Annotated in this window: 12 protein-coding genes; 11 read left to right on the top strand and 1 reads right to left on the bottom strand. The window is 63.0% G+C overall.

The genetic code is table 11. The annotated features are described in order from the left end of the window. Positions 1-107: 107 nt before the first annotated feature. A complete protein-coding gene (locus tag A6F65_RS00590; protein ID WP_067784614.1) occupies positions 108-1,781 on the bottom strand; it encodes a BCCT family transporter in 1,674 nt (557 codons plus the stop codon). A 239-nt stretch (positions 1,782-2,020) separates the two neighbouring features. Between A6F65_RS00590 and A6F65_RS00585 the strand changes: the two genes are divergently transcribed. The 11 genes from A6F65_RS00585 to A6F65_RS00535 all read left to right on the top strand — a co-directional run bounded on the left by A6F65_RS00585 (position 2,021) and on the right by A6F65_RS00535 (position 18,830). After that, positions 2,021-2,992, top strand: coding sequence for a LysR family transcriptional regulator (locus A6F65_RS00585; RefSeq protein ID WP_067784610.1), 972 nt, complete (start codon positions 2,021-2,023; stop codon positions 2,990-2,992). Positions 2,993-3,193: 201 nt separating this feature from the next. Next, complete coding sequence (locus tag A6F65_RS00580) at positions 3,194-4,894, top strand: formate--tetrahydrofolate ligase (protein ID WP_067784608.1); 1,701 nt, start codon at positions 3,194-3,196, stop codon at positions 4,892-4,894. A gap of 61 nt (positions 4,895-4,955) precedes the next feature. Further along, on the top strand, positions 4,956-6,548 hold the full coding sequence (locus A6F65_RS00575; RefSeq protein WP_205631886.1) for a BCCT family transporter: 1,593 nt from the start codon (positions 4,956-4,958) through the stop codon (positions 6,546-6,548). Between the two features lie 356 nt (positions 6,549-6,904). Continuing rightward, positions 6,905-9,553, top strand: a complete 2,649-nt coding sequence (locus A6F65_RS00570) for a TonB-dependent receptor (RefSeq protein WP_067784602.1) — start codon at positions 6,905-6,907, stop codon at positions 9,551-9,553. Between the two features lie 91 nt (positions 9,554-9,644). Continuing rightward, positions 9,645-11,654, top strand: a complete 2,010-nt coding sequence (locus tag A6F65_RS00565; RefSeq protein WP_067784600.1) for a tetratricopeptide repeat-containing sulfotransferase family protein — start codon at positions 9,645-9,647, stop codon at positions 11,652-11,654. A gap of 23 nt (positions 11,655-11,677) precedes the next feature. Further along, a complete protein-coding gene (locus A6F65_RS00560) occupies positions 11,678-12,679 on the top strand; it encodes an Ldh family oxidoreductase (protein ID WP_067784598.1) in 1,002 nt (333 codons plus the stop codon). A 41-nt stretch (positions 12,680-12,720) separates the two neighbouring features. After that, a complete protein-coding gene (locus tag A6F65_RS00555; RefSeq protein WP_067784595.1) occupies positions 12,721-13,665 on the top strand; it encodes a LysR family transcriptional regulator in 945 nt (314 codons plus the stop codon). Positions 13,666-13,856: 191 nt separating this feature from the next. Then, on the top strand, positions 13,857-15,296 hold the full coding sequence (locus A6F65_RS00550; protein WP_067784592.1) for an aldehyde dehydrogenase family protein: 1,440 nt from the start codon (positions 13,857-13,859) through the stop codon (positions 15,294-15,296). 13 nt (positions 15,297-15,309) lie between these two features. Further along, complete coding sequence (locus tag A6F65_RS00545) at positions 15,310-16,314, top strand: membrane dipeptidase (RefSeq protein ID WP_067784589.1); 1,005 nt, start codon at positions 15,310-15,312, stop codon at positions 16,312-16,314. A 3-nt stretch (positions 16,315-16,317) separates the two neighbouring features. Beyond that, the gene (locus tag A6F65_RS00540; protein ID WP_205631885.1) at positions 16,318-18,045 is read left to right on the top strand and encodes a hypothetical protein; all 1,728 of its coding nucleotides are present in this window, start codon (positions 16,318-16,320) and stop codon (positions 18,043-18,045) included. Next, positions 18,012-18,830, top strand: coding sequence for a DUF3726 domain-containing protein (locus tag A6F65_RS00535; RefSeq protein ID WP_157093000.1), 819 nt, complete (start codon positions 18,012-18,014; stop codon positions 18,828-18,830). Before A6F65_RS00540 ends, A6F65_RS00535 begins: the two co-directional genes overlap by 34 nt. Positions 18,831-18,905 lie beyond the last annotated feature (75 nt).

Here is an 18,905-nt window from a genome sequence, read left to right as displayed (position 1 = left end):
AGCAGTTGACGCCAAGGGAGGTCTCACTCCGCCCGGTCATAGACAACAACATTTCCGCTGATGGTTTGCTTCGCCAGGCGCCATCCATGCACGAGGGGCGGGGCGGATCAGCCGTCGCCATCCGCCCCGCTCGTGCAGTCGACACCGTGGCGCATCCGGATCGTGTCGCGCCAGATGGCCTTGACGACGGCGATGGCCAGAAGCGCGCTGACGAAGCTGAAGGGCAGGGCCCCGATGATCATGGCCGTCCGGATTGCGCCAAGCCCGCCAACGACCAGCAGGCTGCCGACCACAAGCGCGATGGCTACACCCCAGAAGATGATGTGGCGGCGCCCGTGATCCTCACTATTGCCCCCCGCGTTGATCGTATTGACCACCAGGATCGCGCTGTCGGCGGAGGTGATCACATATGTCAGCAGCAGCACGACCACGAGGATGGAGAATCCATAGGCCAGCCCCGGGCTCATCAGGGCAGCGATGGTGGCGTAAAGCTGGTCCGAAATGACGGTCCCGATAATCTCGCCCTGGCCTGCGCCGCTCAGCACCAGATCGACGGCCGTGCCGCCAATCAGCGCCAGCCAGACGAAGCACATCAGCGCTGGCGCAAGCACCACGCCGAGGATGTATTCGCGCACAGTCCGCCCTTTCGAGACGCGGGCGATGAACATGCCGACGAAGGGGGCAAAGGCGATCCACCAGGCCCAGTAGAATACGGTCCAGTCGAGCTGCCACTGCGCGACGGCATCGCCGATCGACGTCCCGTCGGACGAGGCACCGCCAAAGGAAAGGGCGGGCAGCGAAACGATATAGTCGAACAGCCCCCGGCCGAAGATTTCCAGGCTAAGCAGCGCCGAGCCCGCGACGATGAAGGCGGCAAACAGTACGAAGGACAGGATCAGGTTCAGGTTCGACAGCCATTTGATGCCCCGGCCAACGCCGGAGAGCGCCGAAAGTGTGGATGCGCCCACGATTACGATCAGCGCCACGATGATCGCTGCGGTCGATGCTGACGCGTCCTCGGCAAGCAGCCATTCGCCCAGGCCGATACGGTGCAGTCCGTGAACGAATTGTTCCACGCCGAGGCCGAGCGTGACCGATATGCCCAGGATGGTGGCGACGACGGCCACGATGTCCACCAGGTGGCCCGGAAGCCCCGTCAGGTGGCGTCCGAAAAGTGGTGCCAGGCCGGAGCGGATCGTCAGCGGCAGCCCGCGGCGATAGGCGACATAGCCGATCGACAGCCCGGCCAGCGCGTAGATCGCCCAGGCCGAGAAGCCCCAGTGCAGGAAGGAATAGAGATAGGCGGAGCGCACCGCGCCTTCGGTCAGCGCCGTGGCTTCGCCGGCTATGATAACGGGGTTGTTCTGCAGGTGTGCCAGCGGCTCGCCAGTGGAATAGGTCAGCATCCCGATGCCAAGGCCTGCGCCAAACATCATGGCGAACCAGGAAAAGCGGGAGAATTCGGGCACGTCGTCCGCCTGGCCCAGCTTGAGCCGGCCCGACACGGGCAGCAGCGCCAGCACCACGCTGAGGGCGAGAAAGCCGCCGACAAGCCAGATATACCAGCCCGAGAACATCTGGATCAGCGTGGCATTGGCCACGCCCAGCACCTCGCCCGCATTCAGCGGGAAGGCGATGGCCCAGATGATCAGCAGCGAAACGATGATCTTCGAAGGGAGCGCCACATGCTTGCTGAAGCCGGAATAGAAACCGTCTTCGGATACGGCGATGGGCAGTTCCGTTAACGGCGGCTCTATCGTCTTCTGATCGTTCTCACCCATCCCGGTTCCCCTCCGCTTCCCTCGGCTGCGCGTTCATGCCTGTAACCGGCAGCAGATTCTCACAGGCTGGCAGGGGTAGTCGGCAAAATGGGCGGGTGGAACAATTGCATGACCAGAAGGGGGCATGATAAGTGAGAGTAATGCTGATTATCGGATGCATGCACTGCAATGTTGCAGGAATCCCGATTAGCGAGGGCGCGGGTCACAGGGTCGATAGGGGGCCGGTTGGCGGATAGCAGATGAAGCACGGTAAATCGCTCGGGAGCTTCGAGTTCCGCACGCTCCAGGTGTTCGTCACCACCGCCGAACAGGGTGGGATGACGCGCGGCGCGGAAGTGCTGGGGATGACGCAATCGGGGGTCTCCCAGACCATCGCTGCGCTGGAGGAGGCTGTTGGCCGGCAGCTGTTCGACCGGACCGTGCGGCCCATCGTCCTTACCGGGGCTGGCCGGGCGCTGCTGGAGAGGGGGAAGAAGATCCTTGCCGATGTCCAGCAGGCCTATTTCGAAGCGGCCGAGATCGAGAAGGCCCAGCTTGCCAATATCTCGATCACCATGCCCGAAAGCCTGGCCAATGTGCTTGGGCCGCGGCTGTATCACCGGGCCGGGGCGATGGCGCGTTCCTGGCGCATCTCGAATGCGTTGTTTCCCGACCAGCTTTCCCGCTTCAACGCGCACGCAGCGGACATCATGATCACCGAGGAAAGCCATGTTTCCGGCATGATCGGGGTCGAACGCTACACCGTCTTTACAGAGCCATACGTACTCATCTTCCCGAAGGATTTCCCGCTTGAGACAGAGCTGGGTCCGCACCTTTCGGCCAGCAAGTTCATTCGCTTCTCCCTGCGGTCCTCGGTCGGGCGCAAGACGGAGGCGCAGCTTAACCGGCTGCAGCTCAAGTTCCCCGAACAGGTCGAATTCGACTCGGTCACGGGACATGCGCGCGCGGTTTCGCTGGGCGATGGCTGGGGCATCACGACCCCCTTGTGCCTCGCACAGACGCCGGACGTTTTCGATGACCTGGTCGTGAAGCCGATCAGCCGCGGCAGTTTCTATCGCCGCATGTCACTCGTCGCCCGCGAGGGCATCCTGGGCAAGGCGACGGAGACGGTTACCGAGGAATGCCGCGCCATCCTGTCGGAGGATGTGATCCCTTCGCTCGTTGAGCGGCTGCCATGGCTCGAAGAGTTCATGAGCGTGGGCGAGCCATAGGGCTTACAGGCGCAAAACCTCGCTTCCCACGCGATGCCACGGCGCGCGATTGGCAAGCATAACCATCCGTCATGCTGTCGATTAGATTAGCGCCACTAATCATATTCCATCTTGTCCGGCGGCTCACATAAGTCAGAATTAGCAGCACAAATGCGCGGCCGGACAACCGGTCCGATGGAGGGGGCACAGCCTTAATACCTTATGCCACAAGAGAACCTGCCGCCGCCGGGCGCGCCCGATATCGAAATCGCCCGTGCCGCCCGGATGGAGCCCATCCTGCCGCTCGCAGAGCGTCGCCTCGGCCTCGAACCGGAAACGCTTGTGCCTTACGGCCACCACAAGGCGAAGCTCAGCCTGGAGCATATCGCCTCGCTGCAGGACAAGCCGGATGGCAAGCTGGTGCTGGTTACTGCCATCACGCCCACGCCCGCCGGTGAAGGAAAGACCACGACGAGCGTCGGCCTGACGGATGGGCTGAACGTCATCGGTGTCAACGCCATGGTCTGCCTGCGCGAGCCTTCGCTCGGCCCGTGTTTCGGGATGAAGGGCGGCGCCGCTGGCGGTGGCCGTGCCCAGGTCGTGCCGATGGAAGACATCAACCTGCACTTCAACGGCGATTTCCACGCCATCACCTCGGCGCACAGCCTGCTCGCCGCGCTGATCGACAATCACCTGCAGTGGGGCAACGCGCTCGACATCGATCCGCGCCGCATCACCTGGCGCAGGGTCGTCGACATGAATGACCGCGCGCTGCGCAACATCACCATCGGCCTTGGCGGCCCGGCCCATGGCATCCCTCGCGAAAGCGGTTTCGACATCACCGTCGCGTCCGAAATCATGGCGATCCTGTGCCTGGCGAAGGACCTGGAAGACCTGCAGAAGCGGCTCGGCGATATCATCGTGGCGCGCACCCGCTCCAAGAAGCCCGTCACTGCGCGTGATATCGGCGCGGACGGTGCGATGGCGGTGCTGCTGAAGGATGCGCTGGCGCCCAATCTGGTGCAGACCATCGAGCACAATCCCGCCTTCATCCACGGCGGCCCCTTCGCCAATATCGCGCATGGCTGCAATTCGGTCATGGCCACCAGCAGCGCGCTTAAGCTGGCCGATGTGGTTGTCACCGAGGCAGGCTTCGGCGCCGATCTGGGCGCGGAGAAATTCCTCGACATCAAGTGCCGCCAGTCCGGCCTGCGCCCCGACGCCGTGGTGCTCGTCGCCACAGTGCGCGCGCTGAAGATGCAGGGCGGGGTGAAGAAGGACGATCTCGGCACGCCCGATGTCGACGCGCTGAAGCGCGGCTCGGTCAACATCGCGCGGCATATCGAGAACCTGAAGAAATTCGGCATCAAGCCGGTCGTCGCAATCAACCATTTCGTCCACGATTCAGAGGACGAGGTCGCGGCCCTCAAGCAGGTCTGCGCCGATAACGGTGTCGCCTGCGCGGTGTCGAAGCATTGGGCCGAGGGCGGTGAAGGCGCGCGCGAACTGGCAGAGGCGGTGAAGTCTTCGCTCGATGCCGGCGAGACCAAGGTCAGCCTGCTGTACGACAACGACCTCCCGCTGGCCGACAAGATCCGCACGGTGGCGAAGGAGATCTACCGCGCCGAAAACATCGTGCTGTCAGGCGCGGTCGAGCGCACGCTGAAGGAATTCGAGGACCTTGGCCACGGCCATGTCCCGATCTGCGTTGCCAAAACGCAGTACAGCTTCAGCACTGACCCGGCACTCAACGGTGCACCTTCCGGCCATACGGTCGAGGTGCGCGAGGTCCGGCTGTCGGCCGGCGCTGGCTTCGTGGTGGCAATCTGCGGGGACATCATGGTGATGCCCGGCCTGCCGCGCCATCCGGCTGCGCTGGATATCGGGCTGGACGGCGACGGCCAGATCGTCGGCCTGGCCTGAGGCGCCTCGAATTTCAGTTTGCCAGCCGGGAGGAAAGCCGATCGCCGATCGACAGGAGCAATTGACCGTCCGCATCAGCCGTGATGGACCGCTGAAGGGGTATAATCCGGCCGTGGTCATCGCATCGGCAAGCATCGCCGTGTTGCTGATCGGATGGGCGGTCATTTATTCCGCATCTGCCGGGGCTGCGCTTGCCAGCCTCAACCAGTTCGTGGTCGACCGGTTCGGGGCGTGGTACCTTTACGCCATGTTCGCCTTCGTGGTGTTCTGCGTGGCCATCGCGGCATGGCCTGCGACAGGCAGGCTCCGGCTCGGCAAGCCTGGCGAGCGGCCGGAGTTCTCCAACTTCTCATGGATCGCGATGATGTTCGGCGCGGGCATCGGCATGGGGGTGCTGACCTATTCGACTGCCGAGCCGATTTTCCATTTTTCCACCAATCCCGATGTGATCAACGGGGTGGTGGAGACCAATTCGGCAGACAATGTCCGCTCGGCAATGAAATGGTCGGTGCTCCACTGGGGTTTTTCCGCTTGGGGGTGCTACGCGCTGGTCGGCCTGTCGCTGGCCTATTGCAGCTTCAACAAGGGCCTGCCGCTCAGCCTGCGCTCGGCGCTGTACCCGCTGTTCGGCAAGTCCCTTTCCGGCCCCCTTGGTCACGCAGTCGATGTGGTCGCCGTCCTGGCGACGATCGTCGGGGTCACGATCACGATCGGTTACGGTGTTGCGCAATTCTCATCCGGATTGTTCTACATCACCGGCTGGGACTGGGTGATGACCGAGGCCGGCAAGCCGGCACTTGCCGCCATGCTGGCTTTGCTGATCGTGGTGATGGCGATCTCCACCGCTTCGGCATTTTCCGGGGTGGAGAAGGGGATCAAGTGGCTGGCCGATGTTAACCTCGTGCTGTCCATCTTGCTGCTCGCCTTCTTCCTGATTGCCGGGCCGACCCTGTTCGAGCTGAAGACGCTGGGCGTGGCGATCTGGGATTACGTCACCGGTTTTGCATCCATGGCCACGCAGCACTTCGCTGCCGACGGCAGTTCGCAGGGTGATGCCCTGGCCGAATGGCAGGGGGCCTGGACGATCTTCTACTGGGCATGGTGGATCGCGTTCGCACCATTCGTGGGCATGTTCCTGGCGCGGGTGTCGCGCGGGCGCACGATCCGCGAATATGTACTGGGCGCCATGCTGGTGCCGACGCTGGTCTGCTTCTGCTGGTTCGCCTTCATCGGCGGGACCGCGTTGGAACTGGAGCTGAGCGGGCGCGCGGGCGGCGTCATCCTGGAAGCCGACCTGTCGGCGCGCCTGTTCGCCACGCTCGACGTGATGCTGGGCAATTGGGGACTGGTGGCCATGAGCGGGCTCGTGGTGGTCCTGCTCATCACCTTCCTCGTCACCTCCGCGCAATCGGGAATCCTCGTCATTCACACGATCTCCTCGGCAGGGGAGATCGGGCGGCGCAAGGGCTCTCACATCGCCGGCTGGGGACTGCTGATCACCGCGGTGATCGGGGTCCTGCTCAGTGTGGGCGGGCTCGATGCCATCAATGCAGTAATGACAGTGGGAGCCTTGCCGTTCTCTGGCGTGATGGTATTGATGATGTTCGCGCTGGCAAAAACCTTGCTGCGCGATCGCACCGCATCATCGCCATGAGGAGAGGGCTTCGCTCGCAAGGGGCGTCTGGCCTGCCCGAGGCGCCAGCCACAACCGGTCCCGGATAGGGGTTATGAGATACATCAGTTTCTCTGATTTTTAGGGATTAATGGATATTTTCCTACGCGTGCGATACGCTGGGATTTGGAGGGATTTAGCCACAGGTGACTGAAACCGGGTGCTAATTCCCCAGCCATGAGGTTTAATATCGTTTTTTTATCAATCCGTACGTTTATCTGACTTGCAAATCTATGTGCCGCTCACCGATCACGGTCGGGAGTGTGTGAGGCATTCATAAGATCCGCATATTTGTCGAGCGGACGGGGCCACGAAGTCGTGATTAAGGGAGATCGTCAATGTCGAAGCTTAAATTGATGCAGGGAGCTGCAGTCTGTGCACTCGCAATCGGGGGCACCGCGCAGACCGCGCATGCCCAGGATGCTGCTCCAGCAGAAGAGCAGGAGGCTCGGCAGGGCGGTATCACGGAAATCGTGGTCACCGCCACGAAGCGGACCGAAGACCTGCAGGATGTCCCTGTGGCAGTGCAGGCCATCGGCAGCGAAGCGCTGGACCAGCTCGGCGTTGCGACCTTCGACGATTACCTGGTGCAGCTGCCCGGCGTATCGGCTGGCGGCGGCGGCCCCGGCCAGAGCACGATCTACATCCGCGGCCTCGCCTCGACGACGCCCGCCAACTCCATCGCAGGTGTGGCCGGCCTCGCTCCGAACGTCGCGCTTTACCTCGACGAGCAGCCGGTGTCGCAGCCGGGTCGTAACCTCGACGTTTACGCTGCCGACCTCGAGCGTGTGGAAGTCCTGGCCGGCCCGCAGGGCACGCTGTTCGGCGCCAGCTCGCAGGCCGGTACGGTTCGCCTGATCACCAACAAGCCGGTGACCGGCGAATTCCAGGCCAAGTTCAAGGCCGGTGTCGCCTTCACCAAGGACGGCGAATCCAGCCAGAACCTGGAAGCAATGGTCAACGTCCCCTTCGGTGACAGCTTCGCCCTTCGCGTGGTCGGTTATATCGACAACCAGGGCGGCTATATCGACAATGTCGCCGGCACGCGGAGCCTGGCAGACAGCGCCCGCTTCCGTCCCCAAGGCACGGTGCGTGAGAACGGTGTGCCCGTTAGTGCAGCGCGCCGCGGCTTCCAGTCCACGTCGAACCTTTCGGGCGTAACTTTCCTCAACGCCGACAACAGCGCGCTGGTCGAAGAGAATATCAACGACTCCCAGTATCTCGGCTTCCGCGTCTCGGCTCGCTACGAAATCGGCCTCGACTGGTCGATCACCGCGGCACACGCCCGCCAAGGGCTGGAAACAGACGGTGTTTTCCAGGTCGATCCGACGCTGGGCAAGGACGACGTCCAGCGTTTCGTGCCGGAACGCCTGGAAGACAACTTCCATAATACCAGCTGGACGGTGGAAGGCCGCGTTGCCGGTCTCGATGTGGTTTATACCGGCGCATATACGGTCCGCGATTCCGACCAGGTGGCTGATTACACCGAATATCTCTTCGTCGGTCAGTACTTGCCCTATTACATCTGCGACGGGTCGGTGACGTATCCCGGTTCGGCAGCGCCGTCCGGCACTTGCCAGGCGCCGACATCGCAGACCGATGCCACGTCCAAGACCACGGTCTTCACGCAGGAACTGCGCTTCAACACGCCGGAAGAATACTTCATCCGCGCGACGGTTGGTGGTTTCTACAGCGACCTCGTCCTCGAGGAGCGCGTGGACTTCCAGTACCTGAACAACGTGATCGCCAATCCGTTCGGCGGCTTCCCGGCCAACTTCCCGCAGCCGGGCGTGTACAACTCCGATCCGGGCCCGTTCCCGGCGGAAACGATCTTCCGCAACGACATTCGCCGTACCGACAAGCAGTTCGGTATCTTCGGTGAGGTCACGGTTGACCTGGGCGACCAGTTCTCGGTCACCCTTGGTGCCCGTTACTACGACGTGGAAGTCGATTTCGAAGGCAGCGCGAACGGTTCCTTCTGTAACGCAGGCGGTACCGACCAGAACGCCTTCGGCACCAACATCAGCGACCTGTTCGATGGTGACGGCCAGTTCACCTTCATCGGCAGCTGTAATGCGGCCCTGCGCCAGACCTTCACGCTGAACGACAGCGTGCAGGACATCCAGAATGCTGGCCTGAATGCAACGCAGGCGAACCTGGTGTTCAACGCGCTCCGCGCGCCGGACACCGCTTCGACTGATGGTTTCATCTTCAAGGGCACGCTCAACTGGACGCCCACCGATGACCTGCTGTTCTATGCGACCTATTCGGAAGGTTTCCGTCCGGGCCTGCTGAACCGTCCTGGCGGTGCATCGAACGGTGCCGGCTTCACGGTGCCCTTCGCGATCGAGACCGATGAGGTCACGAACTACGAAATCGGCTGGAAGACGAACCTGTTCGACAACCAGGTCCGGTTCAACGGCAACGCGTTCTACGTCGATATCGAAAACCTGCAGACGACGATCTTCGATCCGAACATCACCAATCTGTTCTTCTCGGACAATGCGGCGAATGCCCGGATCAAAGGCGTCGAGGCCGATCTGACCTTCGCGCCGTACAGCATTCCCGGGCTGACCGCGACGGCTGCATGGTCGCTGCTGGACACGGAAATCACCGAAGTCCTGACGCCGACGAACGATGTGGTCCTGGGTTCCGAACTTGCCTTCGCTCCGAAGGCGCAGGCCAATGTGCTGGTACGTTACGAATTCGACGTATCGACCGACCTTACGGCTCATATCCAGCCGCAGGTGACCTATACGGCATCGCAGGAAACGGACATCATCCAGATCAACCGCATCACGCTGCCTGCGTGGACGACCTTTGCCCTTTCGGCAGGCGTCACCAATGGCGACTGGTCGCTGGAGATCTTCGGTGAGAACCTGACCAACGCTTCGGCGCCGATCAGCGGTAACTTCATCAACGACCGCACGCGCTGGGTGATCTCGCGTCCGCAGACGGTGGGGGCACGCGTCAGCTACCGCTACTGATTGTAATGCGGTAAAAGCTGACTACTGACGGGGGCTGGCCGGTTTCGGCCGGCCCCTTTCGTTTCAATGGGATCGGATTTCTTTTCACGACATGGCTGACAATGCGACCAGTGACCAAGACAAGCTCGCAGACGTCCAGGCGCTCATGTACGAAGGGAAGTTCGAGGATGCGATCGGCGTCCTTTCCGGACTTTCCGCACCAGACAATCCGGACATCGAGGCGCTTTACCTGACGGCCGTCTGCCGCCGCTATCTCGGCCAGCTGGACGAATCGCTGGACCAGATCACGCAGCTGCAGCAGGTCGCACCCGATTTCGGCCGGGCGCTGCAGGAGGAAGGCCACATCCGCCGCGCCATGGGGCAGGCGGACCGCGCCCTCGAAGCCTATCGGCGCGCGTGCCAGAGCAATCCCGCACTGCAGGCCAGCTGGTCCGCGCAGGCCGCCATCCTCTCTGCCCAAGGAAATGGCGAAGCCGCGGCCGCCGCGCAGGCGCAGGCCGACCGTCTGGCGGCGCTGCCCAAGCCGCTGGTGGCGGTCACCCACCTGATGCACGAAGGCAAGATCCTGAAGGCCGAAAGCCTGTGCCGCGAATTCCTGATCGCCAACAAGACCCATGTCGAAGGCATGCGCCTGCTGGCGGATATCGGTGTGCGGCTTGGCGTGATGGACGATGCGGAATTCCTGCTGGAAAGCGCGCTGGAATTCGAACCCGCCAACGTCCAGGTCCGGATCGATTACATCCAGGTCCTGCGCAAGCGGCAGAAGTTCGAGGCTGCGCTGCAGCAGGCCAGGAAGCTGTTCGAGTCCGATCCGGGCAGCCCGATCTTCCAGTCGCTATACGCAATCGAGGCGATGCAGACCGGCGATTATGACCAGGCCTTCGAGCTTTTCGACAAGGTGCTGGAGCGTTTCCCTGACGATCCTTCCACGCTGACCAGCCGCGGGCATGCGTTGAAGACGGTGGGCAAGCATGAGGATGCGATCGCGTCCTATCGCAAGGCCTTTGCGGTCAATCCCGGCTTCGGCGATGCCTATTACGGACTGGCCAACCTCAAGACCTATCGCTTCAGCGAAGCCGAGCTGCAGCAGATGCACCAGCAGCTGGAAAGCAAGGCGCTGACTTACCAGAACCAGGTCCATGTCTGCTTCGCCCTGGGCAAGGCGCATGAGGATCGCAGCGAATACGAAAAGGCGTTCCGCTTTTACGAGCAAGGCAACGAACTCAAGCGAAAGCAGTCACGTTACAAGGATGACGTGATGACGGCGGAGTTCGACGCCCAGATCGAACATTGCGGCCGCGACCTTTTTGCGAAGCACGAAGGGTCAGGTTTCGCTGCCGGCGACCCCATCTTCGTGGTCGGCCTCCCGCGTGCGGGCTCGACGCTGATCGAACAGATCCTGGCATCGCATTCGCAGATCGACGGGACGCTGGAGCTGCCCAATATCCTGACGCTGTCGCACCAGCTGAGGGGCCGCAAGCTGGCGGGCGGCACGTCGGATTATCCCAAGGTCCTGCACGATTTGACGGGCGAGCAGCTGGCCGCGATGGGCAAGGACTACATCGACAGCACTGCGATCCACCGGCAGGGCGCGGCCTATTTCGTCGACAAGATGCCCAACAATTTCCGGCACATCGGCCTCATCCAGCTGATCCTGCCCAATGCCAAGATCATCGATGCCCGGCGCGAGCCGATGGCGTGCTGTTTCTCCGGCTTCAAGCAGCTGTTCGCCGAGGGGCAGGAGTTCACTTACGGCCTGCATGAGATCGGCAGCTATTACCGTGATTACGTGCGGCTGATGGACCATTGGGACGAGGTCCTGCCCGGCCGCATCCTGCGCGTGCAGCACGAAGATGTGCTGGACGATCTGGAAGGCCAGGTCGCCCGCATCCTCGACTATGTCGGCGTGCCCTTCGAGCAGAGCTGCGTGGAATTCCATAAGACCAAGCGCGCGGTCCGGACGGCAAGTTCGGAGCAGGTGCGCCAGCCGATCAGCAAGGCGGCCGTCGACCAGTGGCGCAATTTCGAGCCCTGGCTCGGACCTTTGAAGAATGCGCTCGGGCCGGTGCTCGAACGCTATCCGATCGCTGCCAGCGACTGAATGATACCGGGGAGATATGGCGCATGACTGACGTGAAACTGGCGCTGGACGAAGTGCACGCACTGGTGGTGGACACGCTGATGCGGTGCGGCTGCGACGAGGAGAACGCCGCCGCCGTCGCCCGCGTGATCACCGCAGCCGAGCGTGACGGATGTCATTCCCACGGGCTGATGCGGCTTGCCGGCTATGCCGCGACGCTCAAATCGGGGAAGGTCAATGGCAAGGCCCGCCCGCGCGTCGAGCAGATTGCCCCTGCTGTCGTGCGCGTGGATGGCGACGGCGGCTTTGCCCCGCTCGCGCTGGAGACGGGGCGCCAGCCGCTGGTGGATTGTGCTCGAAAGAACGGGATCGCGGCCCTGGCGCTGGTCGACATCTATCACTTCGCCGCCCTGTGGACCGAGATTGAGCCGCTGGCCGAGGCCGGCCTCTGCGCCCTTGCCTGCACTTCCTACAAGCCGGCAGTCATCCCGGCCGGCGGCAAGAAGGCGCTCTATGGGACCAATCCGATTGCGTTTGGCTGGCCGCGCAAGTCCGGTAACCCGGTCGTCTTCGACCAGGCGACGTCCGTCGTCGCGCGCGGCGAGGTCATGCTGGCGGCGCGCGAAGGCCATCAGATGGCGGAAGGCGTCGGCGTGGATGCTGACGGCAATCCCACCACCGATCCCAATGCGATACTCGAAGGCTCGCTGCTGGCATTCGGCGGCCACAAGGGATCCTCGCTTGCCATGATGGTGGAGTTGCTGGCCGGCGGGCTGATCGGCGAGAGCTTCAGCTTCGAAGCCGCCAGGCGCGACAACAATGACGGCGGGCCGCCGCAGGGCGGCGAATTCATCCTGGCGATGGACCCCGGAATGTTTGGCGATGCGGAGGGCTGGCTGGATCACAGCGAGCTGCTGTTCGAGCAGATCGCCGCGCAGGAAGGTACGCGGCTCCCCGGTGACCGCAGGCATGCCAACCGCGAGCGCAACACGCGCGATGGGATTTCGCTGTCCCAGGCGGTATATGACAAGATCCTGGAGCTTTAGAGAGACACGCCATCAAGCAGTTCGGCATCACCCTGCGGCACTTGCGCGCATTTGTTGCAGTCGGCCAGCTGGAGAGTTTCAAGCTTGCCGCGCGCGAACTGCTCAGGACCCAGCCTGCCGTTTCGCTGGCGATCAGCCAGCTGGAAGATTCGGTCGGGGTCAAACTGCTCGAGCGCACCACGCGCAAGGTGCTGCTGACGACCGAGGGCGAGCATTTCATGCCGGTCGCCGCGCGGCTGATCCGCGATTTCGATGCCGCGCTTTCCGATCTGAATGCAACATCCGAACGGCGCAGCGGGCATGTCAGCCTTGCCGTTCTGCCGTCTGTGGCCACGCGCCTCCTGCCGGAAGTGTGCCGCCAGTTTTCCGAGGAATTTCCCGGCATTTCGGTCCACATGATCGATGACAATTCCCGGGGTATCGAACAGCGACTGGCGCGGAACGAGGTCGATTTCGGAATCGGCGGACGCTCGCCGGGGCGCAGCGATCTGGATTATCGCCTGCTGCTGGAAGACCGGATCGAACTGATCTGCCACCGCGACCATCCGCTGGCGCAGGAGCAGGGACCGATCGAATGGGCCCAGCTATACGGCCAGCGGTTCCTCGATTCCGGGCTTCACAATCTGACCAAGGCGCAGGACCTGATCGGCAAGACGCAGTACGAATTTTCGACCACCACGCTGCTCTTCGCCATGCTGAAGGCGAATTTCGGGGTCACCGTCCTGCCTTCGCTGGCGGCGCAGAATGCCGATCCCGTGCTCGTCTCGCGCCCGCTTATCGAGCCGGAAGATACGCGCGCCATCTACCTCATCACCAAGAAGGGGTGGTCGCTTTCACCCGCTGGCGAGGCAATGATCGAGACGATCCTGCAGATCATTCCGGCGATGATCAGGCGGCTTGAGCTGGAGAATGTCGAAGTGCGGTTCAGCGACGCCGATTTCAAAGACCTGATCACTTTTCCAACCGGCGCAGCTCCCGGCGGATAAAATTTGCTTATGAAATCGTGTCACTGCCATCCGGCAGTCAGGCAGCGCGTTTATAAAGCACCGATAAAGCGTGCAATTTTGATAATTACCGAATCCTTATCACTGGATAGCCTTATCTGACTTGCGCGCCGCCAAACTACTGGTGACAAGGGTGAGAGGGCATTCGCTTTGAAGGGCCCAGGAGGCGCGGCGTGACGGAAACCTACAAGAATCTCATCGACGGCAATTGGACTGGCGGGGGGGAACTTGTCGCCAACATCAATCCGTCCGATCACGCCGATGTCATCGGCCATTATTCTGCGGCCAGCGTTGCCGATGTCGAGCAGGCGATTGCCGCAGCAAACCGAGCAGGGGCCGAATGGGGTGCAACCGGTCTGGAGCAGCGCAAGGCAGCCCTCGATTTCATTGGCGACGAGCTGATTGCCCGGTGCGAGGAAATCGGCCGCGTGATTGCGCGCGAAGAGGGAAAGACAATTCCGGAAGGGAAGGGCGAAGCTTTCCGCTCCGGCCAGTTCTTCCAGTATTACGCCGCCGAGTGCCTGCGCCAGATCGGTGAGCAGGCGGCCTCTGTCCGTCCCGGCGTCGATGTCGAGGTGACGCGCGAGCCGGCCGGCGTGGTCGGTGTGATTACGCCGTGGAACTTCCCGGTCGCCGTGGCCGCATGGAAGATCGCCCCGGCGCTCGCCTTCGGCAACAGCGTGGTACTCAAGCCTTCCGAGACGACACCTGCCAGCGCCGCCATCCTGGCCGACATCATCCATCGCAGCGGCATCCCGGCCGGTGTGTTCAACATGGTCATCGGCGAGGGGCATGACGTCGGCAGCGCACTTGCCGGATCGCCCGGGATCGACGCGGTGACCTTTACCGGCTCGGTCGCCGTGGGGCGCAAGATTGCGCAGTCAGCCATTACGAACATGGCGCGCATCCAGCTGGAAATGGGCAGCAAGAACGCCCTCGTCGTGCTGAACGATGCCGATATGGACCTGGCCGTCCAGTGCGCGATTGGCGGGGCCTTCTTCGGCACGGGCCAGAAATGCACGGCCTCCTCGCGCCTGGTGGTGGAGGAAGGGATCCATGACGAATTCCTGGAGCGGATGATTGCCGCCGCCGATGCGCTGGTGGTTGGGCATGCGCTGGACGAGAAGACGCAGATCGGCCCGGTCGTGACCGAGCGCCAGCTGCAGCAGATCGAAGGCTACCTCCAGCTCGGCAAGGACGAGGGGGCAGAGATCGCCACGGGCGGCGACATCCTGGAACTTGCCACCAAGGGCAATTTCATGCGGCCCGCCATCTTCACCGGCTCGAACAACAAGATGCGGATCAACCGCGAGGAAATCTTCGGCCCGGTCACCAGCGTGATCAAGGTCGCCGATTACGACGAGGCGCTGGCCGTTTCCAACGACACGGACTTCGGGCTGACATCCGGCATCATGACCAATTCGCTCAGCCGCGCGCGGCATTTCAAGCGCCACTCGCAATCCGGCTGCGTGATGGTGAACCTGCCGACGGCGGGCACCGATTACCACGTGCCCTTCGGCGGGCGGAAAGCCTCCAGCTACGGCCCGCGCGAGCAGGGCACATACGCCAAGGACTTCTACACCATCGTCAAGACCAGTTACGTCGGCGGATAGGGGCGGGGCACATATGACCAAGGACGACCTGCTGATCATCGATGCCCTCCAGTATGTGAACTGGAACAGGGAGCTGTTCGAACAGGCGCGCGAGGGCGGCGTGGATGCGATCCATGTGACCATCGCCTATTGGGAAAACTTCGCCGAGGTGGAGGCCAATATCGCGCAGTGGGACCGGCATTTCGAGGAATGCGGCGACCTGGTGATGCCGGTGCGGCAGGCGGAAGATATCGACGCCGCGCGCGCTGCGGGCAAGACCGGGATCATCCTCGGCTTCCAGAACTGTTCGCCGGTCGAGGACGACTTGCACAATGTCGAGCGGCTGCACGCGATGGGCGTGCGGATCATGCAGCTGAGCTATAACAACCAGAGCCTGCTGGCGACCGGCTGTTACGAGGATGACGATGCCGGCATCACCCGCTTCGGCCGCGAGGCGATCAAGGAAATGAACCGCGTCGGCATGCTGATCGACATGTCGCACAGCGCCGAGAAATCGACCCTGCAGGCCATCGAATATTCGCAGCGCCCGATCGCGATCACGCATGCCAACCCCTCCAGTTTCCACGAGGCGCTGCGCAACAAGTCCGACACCGTGCTGCGCGCGCTGGCGGAATCGGGCGGCATGCTGGGCGTCAGCCTGTATCCCTTCCACCTTCGCGGCGGGTCCGACTGCAAGCGCGAGGATTTCTGCCAGATGGTGTACGATGCCGCCAACCTGATGGGCGTGGAGCGAGTCGGTATCGGCTCCGACCTGTGCCAGAACTGGGGGTATGAAACCTTGGAATGGATGCGCAGCGGCAAGTGGACCTTCAGGCCGGATTACGGCGAAGGCAGCGCTGCGAATGCCGACTGGCCGCGCCAGCCAGACTGGTTCCGCGACAGCCGCGATTTCATGAACATAGCAGAAGGCCTGCGCGAAACGGGCTTCTCGGATGAGGAGGTGCGCAAGGTGATGGGCCTCAACTGGCTGGAATTCTTCCGCGATGCCTTCGCGCCAGCCTCCAGTGTCGGCGCCTGAACCATGGCCGGGCATGATGTGATGTCAGGCAGCCAGCCAGCAACCCGCACCGACGATGGCCTGAAACTGCGCCCCGCGGCCGTCGTGATGGACTTGGAGCGGCTCGGTACGCTCCATCCCTACCGCCTCAGCTTCATGCGCTCTCTGATCCGCAAGATCGGGCGCGAGAACTGGCAGATAAAGCGCGCCAATCACGCGCTGGACGATCGGGGCCACGGCCATGTCGTCTATGAGATCCGCACTGCGAACCAGCTGTTCAGCTTCGTCGCCTTCGCCAAGCATCTGGAGCCGGAAAGCCGCAGCGACCGGGTGATTGCCGAAGACTGGGACATGACCGCGACGCTGTGCGAAGGAACGGTGGATACCGAGCGGCTGGAGCGACTGCGGTCCAATGTGCCGCTGCAGGAAAAGGGGCGCGTCGATGCGAGCTGCCTGGTCCTGTCGCGCGCCAACAAGAGCGTGCGGAACTTCGACTACGTGGTCGATTGCCTGTGCGAGGGCCACCAGCCTTCCGTCGATGTGTTGGCAAAGGTCGGCTATCTCTATCGCACCACGGCGGTCTACGGCAGCGGCAAGTTCGGCCTTGCCGACTGGCGCAAGGTCAGCAGCGAATATCCCGATTTCTCGCGACCCTTCATGGCCGAAATGCTGGTCTGCTACCTCATCCGGCAATTCAGCCTCGACCAGGTGGAGCACATCGCCCACCACCGCTCCGGCGGCAGCCACGTGCCGCTGGACGCGGCGCTGAAGCGGTATATCGGCATCGGCAATGCCACCGGCCTCGGCATGGCGCCCTATCTCATCAACCACCCCCTGCTGATCAACCGCTGGATCGAGGCGCGCGAAACCGCGCTTGCCCGCGTGCTGCGCGAGGGGGCTTTCGATACGGCGCGGTTCGAGCGGTTCTGCGCGATCGCCCGGCAGGCGATCCGGCATCTGGAGGAAATCGCCACCGACAATCAGGACCAGAACGCGATTAACGATCGCACGCGGCAGGAATTGTCGGCCCTGCTGGCACGGCTGGAAAGCGGCGATACGCCTTCGTCATGGCAGGACATCATGGACCTCGCCGAAGATACCGTAGGCACGGAAGCGCGCGAACTGACCTGCTCCATCATGATGGAGCTGCATCCCGAGCTGATCGACGACCTTGAAGATGGGCTCTGCGAGGATGAGGAATACCGCCTCGACCCCGATATGTCGCTGGACGAGCTGCGAAGTGTGATCGAGGACCGGTATGACTGGGCGCTCGCCTATGACTTCGATGATGAGGCGGCGCGCGCGACCTTCTGGTACCGGTCCGAGGAGAAGATGGAGCCCCGTCTCGGCGTGCGCGGACAGGAGCCGGGCGAGGACCGCGAGATGATGCTCGGCATCGGATATGCGGTGCAGCAATGCTATGAGGCGCTAACCGAATTCGCGGTGTCCGAGGGGGATGCCACCGTGGCGGACTTCGCAATGGCACATCCGGAGCACCGGCGCGTGCTGCGGCGCATCCAGACCATGGCGCGCACCCATTACGGGGAAATTCGCGCCAATCTGCTCGATGCCGCCGTCCTCCCGATCCACCTGCTTCGCTGCAAGCTGTCGTTCTTCGGTGTGGGGAAGTTCGACCCGCGCTCGCGCCTGTGGGTGCGCAACACCATGTTCCAGGGCGCCCCATTGCCCGAGGAGCTTGGTGAGCCGGGTTGCGACGAGTGGTATTTCCCGGTCAAACCGCAGGCCGCCTGATGGCCAGCGCCGGTGGGAGCAGCGCCGATGGCAGCGGGCCCCTGATCCTGTCGCGCAACGAGCTTCTCGCCCTTCTGCGCCGCGTATTCGAGGCGCTTTACGGCAAGACTTGCGATTACGAGGCCATGGCCGAGCAGATCCTGTGGCTGGAATGCCATGGCCTTGGCGGGCTGGACCTGCTGCACGATTGCCTGGCGCGGCTGGACGGCGAGGAGAGGCATGCCGACCGCCACCTGCTGGGCGCATTCCTGACCAAGGGGCCAACCATCAGGTTCGATGCAGGTGGGGCGAGCCTGATCGGCTTTGGCGACTTGCTTGCCGATGTGCTGATTGCGCGCTGCGCCGGCGGTGAGATCCGCCAGGCCGAAATCGCCGATTTGCGGGACGCGCGGGCCATACTGCCCCAGCTGCACCGCATGGCGCTGGCAGGACGCTTCGCGGCGGTGCGCATTTCAGGGCGGGGCAATGGGGCGGACCGCTTCGCCCGTGTGAGTGCATCCTCGCCGCTTCCGGACCTGTCGGGCTGGGAAGGGGCGGTGGACTGCGCGGAGCAGGCGTCGCTCCACCTTGTCTGCGCGGGCAGCGAAGAGGGCCTGCGCAGCGCGATGAGGGACCTGCATCCGGACTGGCCGGAGCCGGCAGTCACCGCCGACCAATTGGCGGGCACATATCGCGGCAGCCTGAATAACGGGGTCAAGGTTCGCGACCTTGCGGCCCTCCATGCCATCGCCGACCGCGTGCTGGTGGAAGCCACCGAGGAATCGCGGCGCGGGGCGGGCGAATAGCGCGCTTTCCGGCGTCTGGATTAGGGGCGCTAATGGGACGGGTTAGATGGCCTCATCGGCTATCTTATCGCCGGC

This window comes from Paraurantiacibacter namhicola (assembly GCF_001687545.1).
In the GTDB taxonomy this organism is placed as follows: Bacteria; Pseudomonadota; Alphaproteobacteria; order Sphingomonadales; family Sphingomonadaceae; genus Paraurantiacibacter; species Paraurantiacibacter namhicola.
Note: the sequence above shows the minus strand (reverse complement) of the source record. Positions and strands in the feature narration are given on the sequence as shown.

What these genes read in the sequence shown, in the direction of transcription:
- A6F65_RS00590 (WP_067784614.1), bottom strand. Translation starts at nt 1,781, where the DNA reads ATGGGTGAGAACGATCAGAAGACGATAGAGCCGCCGTTAACGGAACTG.
- A6F65_RS00585 (WP_067784610.1), top strand. Translation starts at nt 2,021, where the DNA reads ATGAAGCACGGTAAATCGCTCGGGAGCTTCGAGTTCCGCACGCTCCAG.
- A6F65_RS00580 (WP_067784608.1), top strand. Translation starts at nt 3,194, where the DNA reads ATGCCACAAGAGAACCTGCCGCCGCCGGGCGCGCCCGATATCGAAATC.
- A6F65_RS00570 (WP_067784602.1), top strand. Translation starts at nt 6,905, where the DNA reads ATGTCGAAGCTTAAATTGATGCAGGGAGCTGCAGTCTGTGCACTCGCA.
- A6F65_RS00565 (WP_067784600.1), top strand. Translation starts at nt 9,645, where the DNA reads ATGGCTGACAATGCGACCAGTGACCAAGACAAGCTCGCAGACGTCCAG.
- A6F65_RS00560 (WP_067784598.1), top strand. Translation starts at nt 11,678, where the DNA reads ATGACTGACGTGAAACTGGCGCTGGACGAAGTGCACGCACTGGTGGTG.
- A6F65_RS00545 (WP_067784589.1), top strand. Translation starts at nt 15,310, where the DNA reads ATGACCAAGGACGACCTGCTGATCATCGATGCCCTCCAGTATGTGAAC.
- A6F65_RS00540 (WP_205631885.1), top strand. Translation starts at nt 16,318, where the DNA reads ATGGCCGGGCATGATGTGATGTCAGGCAGCCAGCCAGCAACCCGCACC.